Here is a 12329-nt window from a genome sequence, read left to right on the forward strand (position 1 = left end):
TTTGTTCATTTGGGATCCGGCGCGATCGCTGCCATGAGCACGTCGAGATCTCTTCTGTCCGCCGCGATGCCGCCTTGCTTTTCGATCTCCGAGCGAGAGTGCTTGCCGAGGCTGGATGCAGAGTATCCGATGACTGGCTTGCCTTGCGGGTTTATCTTGCAGTCGCGCCGATCCTTGACCTGACGCCCCAGCCCTTTGCCTGCGCCGCCCTTTACCTCAATGATCGCATTGTCGGTCTCGAAATCGATCTCCAGGTCTCGTCCGTCAGAATGCTTTCGCAAATGCCCGGAGCTGTATGGTCTACCTGGATACGTCTTTTCGAACGCCGCTACCAGCTCGGGAAGGCCGGGGTCGGCGAGGCCGAGGGGATCGAGCCAGCGCAGCGGGTTCCGAACGTAGGCATAGGTATTGATACCGCCGAGCAACCCAATCGGATCGCTGCTGATGAACCGCCTCGCGTCCGGAACGTAGTAGCGGAACCTGTTGTAACAGAGCCCCGTCTCCGGATCCTCGTACTGCCCCGGGAACCTGATCGCCGTCGAGGTCCTCGCCCCCGGCGCCGTCTCCGTGCGACCCCACGCCTCGCGCCGCAGCTCGCAGGCGACCTCGCCGCGGTCGTCGACGAGCCGCTCCGGCGTCCCGATCGGGTCGTTCACGTAATGGAACCACCCGCCGCCATCGCTGTGCGCGACCGGCGCGAACCCGCCGTCCTCGAAGCAGTAGGTCTTGACCTCGACCGCCGAGAGCTTCCCGTCCGGCTGCGCCATCTGGGAGATCTCGTGCACGAGCACGTCGCCGTCCCACACGAACCGCGTCACCGAGCGCGGCCTGAAGGCATTCAGAGAGCTCGCCGGCGCCTCGCCCACGCGCTTCTCCACCCGCCGGGCGAAGGGGTCGTATCGGAACTCGATCCGCTCGCCCTCCGGCGTGGTCACGCTCTCCAGGAGCCCGGCGAGGTCCCACGTGTACTTCCAGGCCCGCCGCGCGCCGGTCGCCGGATCCTCCTCCCATTTCTCGGCGAGCCGCCCCTCGGCATCCCACAGGTACCGGGTGTTCCCCTTGCGGACGAGTCGGTTGCCGCGCCCGTGCTCCCTCGGCACCGCACCCGGGCCGGCCTCGTAGCTGTTCCCCGCCGGGTCGTAGCGGAACACCTCGGCCCGGGCCTGCTCCGGCGCGCGCGCGAGGAGCTGTCCCACGGGATCATATCGATACGAAGTCCACCCCCGCCCCTGATCCCACGCGGCGCTCAGCTCGCCCACAGGATCGTACCGATACGCCATGTCCAGGGTGACGTTCGCCGGCCGCGGCCCGACCCACGCCGGCTCGCCCGGCCCCACGCGCACCTCGCGGGCCGGGCCCACCGTGCGCCGCCGCTCGACGCGACCGAAGACGTCGTACGCGCTCTCGATCCGCCCCCCGCCCGGCAGCGCACGCGCCACCTCCCGCCCGAGGAGATCGCTCGCGTGGTCGACGACGACGCGCCCGTCCAGCACCGTCCGGCGCCGCTCGCCGGATGGCCCCCGCTCGATCGCCTCGGTGTGCCCGAGCGAGGTCTTGCGCAGAACGCGCTCGCCTTCCCGGTCATAGATGCTCTCGACCCGGTGCTCCACGCCAGCGACGATCTGGCGCTCCCGCACCACGCGTCCAGCGGCGTCGCGGTCGAGCCGGATCTCTCCGCCCGGCCACGTCACGCCCACAAGGTCGCCCAGAGCTCGTACTCCAGCTCCTCGGCCGAGTCGTCCCAGTGCTCGCGGCGGATCAGCCGGCCGGCCGGGTCGTACGCGAGCCGCACCAGGTCCCGCTCGCCGTGCGACCGCCGGATCAGGTCGCCCGCCGCGTCGTAGCCGTAGCGGAGCACCCGCCCGTCGAACGTGACCTCTTCGAGCACCTTGCCGCTGCCGTCGCGCCGGAGCGCGTGCACCTCGCCCTGCTCGTTGCGCACCTCGACGAGCTCGCCCTCGGGGTTGTACCCGAGCCGCACCTCGTGGCCGTTCGGGTCGCGGCGCACGCACAGCTTGTGGTAGCCGCCCCACACGAACGACGTGACCCCGCCGTTCGCGTCGGCGATCTCGGTCAGGTGCTGCTCGCCGTCGTAGGCGTAGCGCGTGGTCGCGCCGGTCGGGTCGGTGACCGCCGTCAGGTCGCCGCGCGCCGACCACCGGTACCGCGTCTCGGCGCCGAACGGGTCGATGACGGCGACGCGCCGCCCGAGCGCGTCGTGCCGGAAGCGCCACGTGGCGCCGCCGGCGAGCGTCACCTCGGCGCAGTTGCCGTGCGCGTCGTACGACAACGCCGTGCGCTCGCCGCTCGGCGAGATTTCCTCGACCACGAGCCCGCGCGCGTCGTACCGGCGGAACGTCGCCGCGCCCGTGGGGTCGACATAGCGCGTCACGTTCCCCCGCGCGTCGCGCTCGAACCGGTGCACGCCGCCCTTCGCGTCGACGATCTCGACGGGCAGGTCGTTCGCGTCGCGCTCGATCGTCGTCGCGTGTCCGAGCGGATCGGTATACCGGATGACGCTCCCGCGCGCGTTGCGCTCGAAGAGCTCGACCCCGTTGCGCTCGCTCGTGCGCGACGTCATCCAGCCGTCGTCGCGGTAGGTCGCCGTCACGACCGCGCCGCCGATCACCTGCTTGTCGAGCGTGCCGTGCTCGTTGCCGTGGAAGCGCCGCGTCTGGCTGAAGTCGACGACCTCGGTGAAGCCGATGTCCCAATAGTCGACCTTGCAGTGGTGGATCCGCTTCCACCGCGTCTCCCCGTCGTGAAGGACCTCCGGCGGCTCGCCGGCCAGGCTCGGGTCGACCTTGCCAGGGTAGTCGCCCCACGCCTCGATGCCGCGGCGCTGGCCGTCATAAACGAAGTGCCACGTCAGCCCATTGCGGTCGGCGTCCTCGACGAGCTGGTGCCGCTCGTCATAAGCATAGCGCCAGCCGTGGCCGTCCGCGTCGCTCGCGGCCACCAGATCGCCGCGGCCGTCGCGCGTCAGCGTGCCGAACGCGAGCCAGTCGCCGCGCTCCGGGTCGAGCTGCACCTCGATCGTGGTCACCCGCTGCTCGCCCGACGTCCTGTCGCGGAGCCGTACCCGCCGGCCCGCGCTGTCGGTCACCTCGACCAGCCGGCCATCCTTCTCGTCGTAGACCAGCGCGATGCGGTTGCCGTTGCGGTCCTCCACGGCCGTGAGCCGCACGCGCCGGCCGCCGTCCTGCACGCAGGCGAAACGCCGCTTCACGCCGTCGCCTGCGTCCAGGAGCCATCCGTCCGCCTCGCGCCGCAACCCGTAGCCCCACTTGCCGAGCACCGCCTCGCCCTCGGCGGGCTTCGGGAGATCCACCGCCGTGCCCAGCCCGGTCCACACCACGACTCGACGGCTCCGCACCTCGATCTCCCAGCCGAGGCTGTGCCCCCAACCGTGACCGAGCCCGGCGTCGCGATCGGCCATTGCGGCGCTGTACGAGCGCTCCCACGCGAGCGGCAGCGGCCCCGGCAGATCGCAGATCGGGACCGCGTGCGTGAAGACGCGGCCCGTGACGACATCGATGGGGTGCGAGACCGTCCCGCACTCCGGATACCGGTTCGGATCCGGTGCGCTCTTGCCCCCACCGCCCGCGCTGCTGCCGCCGCTGCCGCCACCTGCCCCGTGGCCCCCGCCGCCCCCACCGCCGCCCGGTCCGGTGCCGCCGCCGCCTCCGCCGCCCCCTCCCAGGATGAAGGCGCCGGGGTTCATCCCCGGGATCGCGGGGATGTTCGGCACGGGCGCAGTCCGGGCCATGGGAGGAGCAGTACCTGTCCCTCCACGGCGCTTCAATCACCGGTCACATCCGAGCGCCGGCGAAACCCGGAGGGATGGTCCGCGCCATGGAGCGCTGGCCGAGGCCCGTCTGCCGGGGGTGCGGGGGCGACGGGGGCGCGCAGCGGCGGCGGTTCAGCCGGGCGGCACAGCGGCCGGCGCGCCGGCCGCTGCAGGCGCCGCCGTGTCGGGCGACGCCGGCGCGGCGTCCGGCTGCGCCGGTGGGTTTTCTTGCGGCGCGTCGCCCGTGTCGCGCGACGACGCCCCGCGACCGCCGCGGCCCTTGTAGAGGGACGGCGCGATCGCCTCGACGTCTCCTTCGTTCCAGCGGAGGTAGGCGACGGCGCGGCGGGTCTGGTCGTACGCATTCACGAACAGCGTGAACGCGCGCGCCCTCTTGTCCGCGGCGTCGCTCGGGCCCGGGGCGGCGCCGTGCTCCCTCACGCCGAGGGCGGCGAGGAGCTCCGGCCCGAGCTCGCCGGCGCGCCTCACCTCGTCCTCGGTCGCGGCGGTCTTCCCCGCGATCTCGGACCAGCTGCCGCTGAACAGCGCCGAGAGCGCGACGAGGTCGCTCGCCGTGTCCATGTGACCGTTCCCCGCCCGGATGTCCGCGACCGTCTCCGCGTCGACCAGGCCGCGGCGGGCCAGGGCCTCTGCGTCGCCGAGGAGATTCGCGCGCAGCGGCACCGCCTCCTCGAGGAGCGGCTTCAGCCCGTTCTGCGGTCCTCCGCTGGACAGCCACGCGAGGTGCGCATACCAAGCGGCGAGCGCGTAGGTCTCCAGCCGGTCGACCAGCCCGACATCGTGCGTCGGCAATCGCTCGGCGATGAGGGGCCGCAGCGCCAGCAGGCCCGGGAGCACCCCGAGCACCTGAGAGACCGCGCGCGGGATATCGATGTTGATGGGGATGAGCGCGTCCCGCTCCAGCGCGTCGATCTCGGGCGCGGCCTTGTCGAACGCCGCCGCCGCCTGGGGCGGCGCCGCGGGCTTCCTGGGAGCTGGCTTTTTCTTGAGCGGAGCAGAAGGCTTGGTCATGAGGGGAGCACCTCTCGTTGATGTCGGGCGCGGAGAGGCGAAGAGCCCTGTCGTGCTCTTTGTCCCCCGCGCTGGATTCGCTACGACCGTCCGGCGCGCGCCGGGCGGTCCGCCTGGGATAATCACCTCGGTCAGGCCGTCAACGTCGCTGATTTGCTCTTCTGCATCGGGTAGCGCGGTATTCTGGCCGCGCCGGCTGCCTTCCCGGGCTCGGGAGCGATGTGCCGGAGGCAGCCAGCCGCCTCCCCGGGCTCGGGAACGATGTGCCGGAGGCAGCCAGCTGCCCTGCCGGGCTCGGGAACGATGTGCCGGAGGCAGCCAGCTGCCCTGCCGGGCTCGGGAACGATGTGCCGGAGGCAGCCAGCTGCCCTGCCGGGCTCGGGAACGATGTGCCGGAGGCAGCCAGCTGCCCTGCCGGGCTCGGGAACGATGTGCCGGAGGCAGCCGGCTGCCCTGCCGGGCTCGGGAACGATGTGCCGGAGGCAGCCGGCTGCCCTGCCGGGCTCGGGAACGACGTGCCGGAGGCAGCCGGCTGCTTCCCGGAACCCATGGCGTCCCACGCCGCGCCGGCGCGACCCGAGGCCTGGATGTGCTGGAGCGCCGCCCTGGAGCCTCGCGCGGGCTTCCGCGACGTGAGCACCTCGCGGACCGTTTCCGGATAACCAGCATGGAAGCGACGCGGGACCGTGGGAGGGCATGGCTCGCGGCGCCGGGCAGTCCTGGCGGCGTCCGGCGCAGGGCGCGGAGGTACACGGTGAAGCGGAGGTCACGGGACGACGACGACGAGGTCGCCGAGGCGCACGGCGGCGAGGCGCCCCCGGCGGCGGCAGGGCGGAGCCGTCCCCCGCTCCTCCAGCCGGGCACCTGGTTCCAGCGGCGCTTCCGCGTCGAGCGACTCCTCGGCCAGGGCGGCATGGGGGCGGTGTACGCCGTCACGGACAAGGGGCAGCTGTGGGCGCTCAAGATCGTGCGATCCGAGTTCCTCGACGACCCGGGCCAGCGCCGCCGGCTGCTGCGGGAGGGGGAGGTGCTCGCGCGGATGCGGCACCCGAACGTGGTCCAGGTCCACGAGGTCGGCCTCGCCGACGACCTCACCGCCTGGTACCGGATGGAGCTGCTCGACGGCGTGACGCTCCGCGAGGAGCTCCGCCGGCGGAGGGCGCTCTCGCTGCCGCTCGCGTGCGCCACCCTGCGCGCCGCGGCGCTCGGCGCCGGGCACCTGCACTCGTTCGGCGGCGTCCACCGCGACATCAAGCCGGAGAACCTCTTCATCCTGCGCGAGCCGCGCGACGTGAAGCTCCTCGACTTCGGGCTCGCGCGGCTCAGCGGCACCCCGGACACGCTCGACGCGCAGACCCACGGCTCTCCGCTCTTCATGGCGCCCGAGCAGATCCGGGACGACGTGCCGACGCCGGCGACCGACGTGTACGCGCTCGGCCTCATCGCCTACGAAGCCATCGCCGGGTTCCACCCGTTCGGCGATGCCGGCGCCGCCGGCCGGATGGACGCCCTGTTCGCCAGGCACCTCAACGACGTGCCGCCGCCGCTGTCGCGGATCGGCGTGCCGGAGCCGATCTCGGACGTGATCGCGCGGGCCGTCGCCAAGGTCCCGCGCGAGCGGCACCGGGACGGGCTGGCGTTCGCCGAGGCGCTCTGGGACGCCTTTCTCCTCACGCGCGACGCGCTGGGATCGCGCGACACCAACCCCGGCGAGCCGGAGATGTCCGAGGTCCTGCGGTGGGGCAACGAGAAGGCGGCCACGACCACGGGGCCCGCAGCGCCGGAGCGGCCGCCTCGGGGGCGTGTCGAGGCGGGCGCCGTTCCGGCGGCCGCGCCGGCGATGCGGCCGGGCGGAGCGGGGGCGCATGCGGCGCCGGGCGACGCTCGGGCCGGCCGCCATCCTGTCGGCGGCGATGCCGATCCGGGCCAGGCGGGCGCCGGGTGGGTCATGACCGAGCGCTTGCCGGAGCGCTTGCGCGACCCCAGCTGCGTCGCCGCGCTCGCGCAGCGCGCGCCGGACCCGCCGCCGGAGCAGGCCCGGGCGGCGTGGGTCCCGGTGGAGAACACCGTTCCGCTGCCGCGCGCGGCGGCGGGCGCCGGGACCTTTCGCCTGGGCGCAGCGCCGCCTGCCGGCGGCTCGCGCGCGGGCGCGGGGCGGACCGCCGCGGCGGGTCCGGTCGCGGCGCGAGCTGAGGCGGCGAGCGCGCGCGGCGCGGCCGGAGCGCCGCCGCGGGCGCGGGTCACGGCGCGCACGGTAACGATCGGGCTCGCGCTAGGGACGGCGGTGAGCCTGCTCCTCCTCGACGTCATCCTCCGGCTGCAGGGCGCCCCGCCGGCGGAGCCAACGCAGGCGAGGGCGGTCGACGCGCCCACCTTGGCGAGTCCGCCGGAACGGCCGTCCAACGGCGCCGCGGCGCCGGAGCCGTCCGCGCCCATCGGATCCGTGGAGACGGCGGGGGCCGCCCATCCCGCTGCGGACCCGTCCTTGAGCGCGAGCGCGGGCGCCGAGGAGCCGGCGGCGGCAGGTGCCGCCGGAACTCGGCGGGGCGAAGGCGGGATGGCCACGACACCGGAGCCAGCCGCCGCGACCCCGGCATCCGCCACCTCGACGGCTGCGCCGGCCGTCGAGCCGACCGCGACGCCGGCGGGGGCCAAGCCGAAGCCGAGGCGGCGGATCGTTCGAGACCCCCATTTCTATGACGAATTCCTGGAGTAGCGACCCGGCCGAGCGCCAAGGCCGGCCGGGAAACGCCGGGAACGAGGCGCGCCGGTCCGGCCTTCATGAGCGATCCCGAGAGGATCGCCGGATAACTGCAGGAGAGGTCCGGGATGGCGCGTTCGGCGCAGAGACGGCCGACACCCTGGACGGTCCCGAGAGAGGCCCACGATGAAGACGACGCGCGAATTCGATCCCGTGCTGGTGGAGGCGGTGGAGCGCGCGCTCGCGCCGTACCGGGGCAAGCTGTCGCCGGAGCTCATCGAGCACATGCGCGAGGAGGCGCTGGCGCTCATGTCGGCGCACCCCTATCCGGTCGCGCTGCTCCAGTCGCTCCAGCGCCGGCCGCCGCCCGACGAGAGCCACGAGCTCGCGCGGGGCGTCGCCGCGCACGCCGAGGGAGCCGAGCGCGGTGACGCCCGGGGCAAGGGGCGGCGCCGTGGCGGGAGCCAGGGATGAGCCGGCTCCGCGCGATGCCTCCGGAGCCGCTCAGCCCCGAGCAGCAGGCCCTGGTGAAGGAGGCGATCGGCATCGTCCGGGCCAGGGTGGCGTTCCTCGCGCCCCACGCGCGGCCCGAGCAGAAGGAAGAGCTCCTCGCGTGGGGGCACTACGGGGCGGTGGTGGCGGCGTCGCGCTTCGAACCGGCGTTCGGGATCCGCTTCACGAGCTACGCTTACGGGTTCATCGACGGCGAGATCCGCGACTGCCTCCACCGCGAGCGGCAGCAGCGCCGGCTGTACCGCGCGGCGAGCTGGGCGGCGCGCTCGTTCGTCGCGGAGACCTCCGATCGGTTCGACGTGGTCTGGGACGACGACGCGACGAACAGCGACCGGCTCGCGAAGTACGCGAGGCACGTCGTCGCGTCGATGGTCCTCGGGGTGGTCGAGGCCGGGGACACCCTCGACGACGCGGCGGTGGACGCGGAGGACCGGCGCCGGGCGATCGAGATCGTCCGCGGGGTGTACGACGCGCTGGGCGAGGAGGATCGCCGGCTGTACGCGCTGCGGTACGTGGAGGGGCTGGCGATGCATGCGGTGGCGGCGGGGCTCGGCGTGTCGCTGTCCACGGCGCGGCGCCGCCACGACGCGCTGCTCGATCACCTGGCCGCGGCGCTCCTCGAGGGCGGCGTGACGGAGATGCCGCCGCGCGAGTGAGCGAGGAACGAGGGAAGCGATGCGTACGGACGACCCGAAGCGGCCGGTGGTGAAGCCCGGCGACGATCCCAGGCTCGACAGGCTGATCGAGGACCTGCGGCACGATGGGCAGGGCGGCGATCCGTTCTATCCGGTCGCGCGGCGCTGGTTTGGCAGGGCCGCGCGCAAGGCGGCCAAGCCCGCGGCCGGCGCGGCGGGCGGCGAGAAAGGGCCCGGCGCCGCCGCGGCGGCGGGGCGCGCGCCCGCGGGCCGGCCGCGCGGGCGGCTGCGCGTCGTGGCGGTCGTGCTCGCGGTCCTCGCGGCGATCGGCGGCGCGGTCGCGCTGTGGCCGGCGGCGCGCGCGCCGCGCGGCGGCGAGCCGGCGCCCGCGGCGGCGGCGGGGCGCGATCCGTCCGCGGGCGCGGCGGCCGGCGCGCGGCCGGTGCCGCGGCAGGCGGCGGCGGGCGGCGCGCCGAGCGCCGTCGCGTCCGTGCTCGAGCCGATGGGCGCGGGGGCGGGGGCTGCGCCCGCGGCAGCGGGGCGCGAGGGCGCCGAGCGAGGCGCGAGCGACGGGGGGTCTGGCCGATCGAGCGCGCTGGCGGCGGGCAGCGAAGGCGGAGGGCGCGTCGCGAGCAGCGGCGCGCCGGCGGCGGCGAGCGCGCCGGCGGCGAGCGCGCCGGCGGCGAGCGCGCCGGTGCCTCCGAGGCGAACGGCGGACGCGCCTGCGCCTCGTCCGCCGGGCCACGTCGCCCTGCCCAATGCCACGCCCGCCGGAGTAAGCTCCGCGCCCGCAGGGGCGCCGCCGGCGGACAGCAGCGCGGGTCCGGGTTCCCTGCCACCGGAGGTGTTCTGAGATGAAGGCGAGAGCGAGGAGGGCCCGTGCGGCGGGCTGGCTGGTGCTGGTGGCAGGCGCGGTGGCCGCGGCGCCGCCGGCGGCGCGCGCGCAGGGGGCGGCGGGGAGCGCGCAGGCAGCGCCGGCGAGCGCGCAGGCAGCGCCGGCGGGCGCGCAGGCAGGGCCCGCGAGCGCCGAGGCGGCGCAGGCGTCGCGCGACGCGGACGCGGCGTTCGCGCGGGGCAAGGAGCTGTACCGGCTCGGGAAGCTCGACGCGGCGTACGAGCAGTACCGGACGGCGTGGTCGCTGAAGCAGAGCTACGACATCGCGGCGAACCTCGCCAACGCGGAGCTCCAGCGCGGGATGAAGGTGGAGGCGGCGGAGCACCTCGCGTTCTGCCTGCGGAGCTTCCCGGCGACGGGCAATGCGGCGCAGCACGAGCAGGTCCGTGCGCAGTTCCGCGCCGTGCGAAAGGAGGTGGGGTCGATCGTCGTCAAGGCGAACCTGGACGGCGCCGAGGTGTCGTTCAACGGGACCGCGGTGGGGCGCACGCCGTTCCGGCACGAGGTGTTCGTGAAGCCGGGGACGGTCGCGGTGGAGGCGCGGCTCGCGGGGCACGAGCCGGCGCGCGTCACGCTGGAGATCCCCGCCGGCGAGGTGAACACGGCGGATCTCATCCTGTTGCCGCCGCGGGCGGCGGAGCGGCCCGCGCCGCCGGCGCCGCCGCCGCCGGGCGCCGAGGCCCCGGTGCCCGCGCCGCGCGCGGGGGCGGACACGGTCGGGCCGCGGCCGGAGGTGCTGATCGCGGGCGGGGCGGTCGCCGGCGCGGGCGTGATCGCGGGGGTGATCCTGACGGCGCTCGCGGTCGGGCGGGACGGCGACGCGGACGAACAGCGGGACGCGCTGGTGCGCGAGGGCGGCCCGGCGGCGTGCGCGGTGGACTCGCCGAAGTGCGCGGCGCTGCGCGACGCGCTGGAGGGCGCGGCGGACCTGAAGAATGCCGCCCTGTGGACCTTCGTGGGCGCCGGGGCCGTCGGGCTCGCGACCGGGGCGTACGCGCTCTGGGGCGGCGGGGCGCCGCGCCAGGGCGTGGCGACGGCGCGCGCCGTGACGGCGGCGCCGGTCGTGACCGCCGGCGGCGGCGCGCTCTTGATCCGGGGGACGTGGTGAGGGGCGAAGCGGGGCGTGAGGAGGAGCGACGCATGCGTCACTGGCGCGGGCTGATGGGCATCACGGCGGTGGCCTTCGGGGCGGCGATGGTGCCCGGCACGGGGTGCGTGTTCGGCGTGGATTACAACGACTGCGCGGAGTACCCGGGCGGGGTGTGCGGCGGCGGTACGGGCGGCAGCGGCGGGGAGGAGCCGCCGGATCCTTGCGAGGCGGATCCGCGGGAGGACCCGAGCGTGGTGAGCGAGGCGTGCGGGGTGTTCGCGCGGGCGGGGGCTGAGGAAGGAGGAGCGGGGACGCGGCAGAGGCCGTATGGGTCGCTGCAGGAGGCGATCGAGAAGGCGGCGGCAGAGGGCAAGCGGGTGTACGCGTGCACGGAGGGGGAGGCAGCGTTCGAGGAGAGCGTGAAGGTCGAGGCGGGGCTCGAGGTGATCGGGAGCTTCGATTGCGCGGGGTGGACGCTGGAGGCGGGGAGGAAGAGCGCGCTCGCGGGGCCGGCGGACAAGGTGGCGCTGACGCTCGGGGAAGGGGCGGAGGGGGCGCGGGTGGAAGGGTTCGCGATCCGGGCGGCGGACGCGAAGCAGGACGGCGGGTCGTCGATCGGGGTGGTGGTGGCCGACGTGGAGGCGGAGCTCGCGGAGGTGGATGTGACCGCGGGCAACGGCAAGGACGGGGCGAGAGGGACGACGCCGGAAGAGGCGCCGGTGGCCGGGGCGAGCGCGGAGGCCGGTGGCGCGTCGAACGCGTGCGTGGCGGAGAACGCGGTGCTGGGCGGGGCCGCGGGCGTGACGAGCTGCGAGGACGGCGAGACGGCCGGCGGGCGCGGAGGGCTGGGGGGGAGCGGAGAGACGGACGAGGGCAACGGGCAGGCGGGGGAGGACGGCGGGCCGGTGCCGGAGGAGAATCCGTTGGGCGATGGGCTCGGCGGCGTAGGACAGACCGATCTGTCGGATCCCAACGGGCGATGCAGACAAGGAAATAACGGGCGAGACGGCACCGCTGGCCCTGCCGGCGTCGGCGGGACGGGCGCGACGCTGGCGCTGACGGGCCTGAGCGGTGGCGACGGCGACCCGGGCAAAACCGGCGGCCGGGGCCAAGGCGGAGGCGGGGGCGGCGGGGCGAAGGCGGGGCTGTTCTGCAAGCTCGGACCGGACACCATCGACGGCGTGGGAGCCAGCGGCGGAGGCGGCGGAGCCGGGGGCTGCGGCGGGAAGGGAGGCGGCGGCGGGCAGGCGGGCGGCTCGAGCGTGGGGATCGTGAGCCTGGGCAACCGGCTGAAGCTGACCGGGGTGACGGTCGCGGTGGGCAAGGGCGGCAACGGAGGCGCCGGGGCGGCGGGGCAAAGCGGCGCCGCTGGCGGCAATGGGGCCGCGGGCGGGACGGCTTCAGGGACGGCACCCAGCAAAGCCGGGTGCGATGGCGGAAAGGGTGGCGCAGGCGGCCCAGGTGGCGCGGGTGGTGGCGGCCGGGGCGGCTATGCCGTAGGCCTTGCGTATGCGGTGACGCCCAGCGAAGCGCCTGCGGTGCAATTCGCCGCGGGTACACCCGGCCTCGGTGGCAACGCCGGCCCTGGAGGCGCGATGGAAAACGCCGGAGCGCCGGGGAGCGAAAGGAGCTGCTGGGATTTCGCGAAGCGGTCGCCGTGTGGAGGCTGAAGC

The 12329-nt window shown here is 74.9% G+C and carries 9 protein-coding genes; 6 read left to right on the plus strand and 3 right to left on the minus strand.

Annotated elements, in window-relative coordinates; translation table 11 throughout:
• Nucleotides 1-5: 5 nt before the first annotated feature.
• From NQZ70_RS14115 to NQZ70_RS14125, 3 genes are all read right to left on the minus strand, one after another.
• Nucleotides 6-1697 (minus strand): RHS repeat domain-containing protein, encoded by a 1692-nt coding sequence (locus NQZ70_RS14115; RefSeq protein WP_129574667.1) that lies wholly within the window; start codon nt 1695-1697, stop codon nt 6-8.
• The gene (locus NQZ70_RS14120) at nt 1688-3769 is read right to left on the minus strand and encodes a DUF6531 domain-containing protein (protein WP_207217844.1); all 2082 of its coding nucleotides are present in this window, start codon (nt 3767-3769) and stop codon (nt 1688-1690) included. The genes NQZ70_RS14115 and NQZ70_RS14120 overlap by 10 nt, the downstream gene beginning before the upstream one ends.
• Nucleotides 3770-3922: 153 nt before the next feature.
• Nucleotides 3923-4822, minus strand: coding sequence for a hypothetical protein (locus tag NQZ70_RS14125; RefSeq protein ID WP_129574669.1), 900 nt, complete (start codon nt 4820-4822; stop codon nt 3923-3925).
• A 754-nt stretch (nt 4823-5576) separates the two neighbouring features.
• Between NQZ70_RS14125 and NQZ70_RS14130 the strand changes: the two genes are divergently transcribed.
• From NQZ70_RS14130 to NQZ70_RS14155, 6 genes are all read left to right on the plus strand, one after another.
• Nucleotides 5577-7538, plus strand: coding sequence for a serine/threonine-protein kinase (locus NQZ70_RS14130; protein WP_165373957.1), 1962 nt, complete (start codon nt 5577-5579; stop codon nt 7536-7538).
• Between the two features lie 171 nt (nt 7539-7709).
• On the plus strand, nt 7710-7997 hold the full coding sequence (locus NQZ70_RS14135) for a hypothetical protein (RefSeq protein ID WP_061621355.1): 288 nt from the start codon (nt 7710-7712) through the stop codon (nt 7995-7997).
• The gene (locus tag NQZ70_RS14140) at nt 7994-8692 is read left to right on the plus strand and encodes a sigma-70 family RNA polymerase sigma factor (RefSeq protein ID WP_129574672.1); all 699 of its coding nucleotides are present in this window, start codon (nt 7994-7996) and stop codon (nt 8690-8692) included. Before NQZ70_RS14135 ends, NQZ70_RS14140 begins: the two co-directional genes overlap by 4 nt.
• A 19-nt stretch (nt 8693-8711) precedes the next feature.
• Entirely contained in the window at nt 8712-9524 is an 813-nt protein-coding gene (locus tag NQZ70_RS14145; RefSeq protein ID WP_129574673.1) for a hypothetical protein, read from the plus strand.
• Nucleotide 9525: 1 nt separating this feature from the next.
• Nucleotides 9526-10674, plus strand: a complete 1149-nt coding sequence (locus NQZ70_RS14150; protein WP_129574674.1) for a PEGA domain-containing protein — start codon at nt 9526-9528, stop codon at nt 10672-10674.
• A gap of 32 nt (nt 10675-10706) precedes the next feature.
• The gene (locus NQZ70_RS14155; RefSeq protein WP_257792776.1) at nt 10707-12326 is read left to right on the plus strand and encodes a hypothetical protein; all 1620 of its coding nucleotides are present in this window, start codon (nt 10707-10709) and stop codon (nt 12324-12326) included.
• The last annotated feature ends 3 nt before the right edge of the window (nt 12327-12329 follow it).

The organism is Sorangium sp. So ce836 (assembly GCF_028553905.1).
Taxonomy (GTDB): domain Bacteria; phylum Myxococcota_A; class Polyangia; order Polyangiales; family Polyangiaceae; genus Sorangium; species Sorangium cellulosum_D.

Bases quoted from the DNA above. Each gene is read 5' to 3' on its own strand.
- NQZ70_RS14120 (WP_207217844.1), bottom strand. From the start codon at position 3,769: ATGGCCCGGACTGCGCCCGTGCCGAACATCCCCGCGATCCCGGGGATG.
- NQZ70_RS14125 (WP_129574669.1), bottom strand. From the start codon at position 4,822: ATGACCAAGCCTTCTGCTCCGCTCAAGAAAAAGCCAGCTCCCAGGAAG.
- NQZ70_RS14135 (WP_061621355.1), top strand. From the start codon at position 7,710: ATGAAGACGACGCGCGAATTCGATCCCGTGCTGGTGGAGGCGGTGGAG.
- NQZ70_RS14140 (WP_129574672.1), top strand. From the start codon at position 7,994: ATGAGCCGGCTCCGCGCGATGCCTCCGGAGCCGCTCAGCCCCGAGCAG.
- NQZ70_RS14145 (WP_129574673.1), top strand. From the start codon at position 8,712: ATGCGTACGGACGACCCGAAGCGGCCGGTGGTGAAGCCCGGCGACGAT.
- NQZ70_RS14150 (WP_129574674.1), top strand. From the start codon at position 9,526: ATGAAGGCGAGAGCGAGGAGGGCCCGTGCGGCGGGCTGGCTGGTGCTG.
- NQZ70_RS14155 (WP_257792776.1), top strand. From the start codon at position 10,707: ATGCGTCACTGGCGCGGGCTGATGGGCATCACGGCGGTGGCCTTCGGG.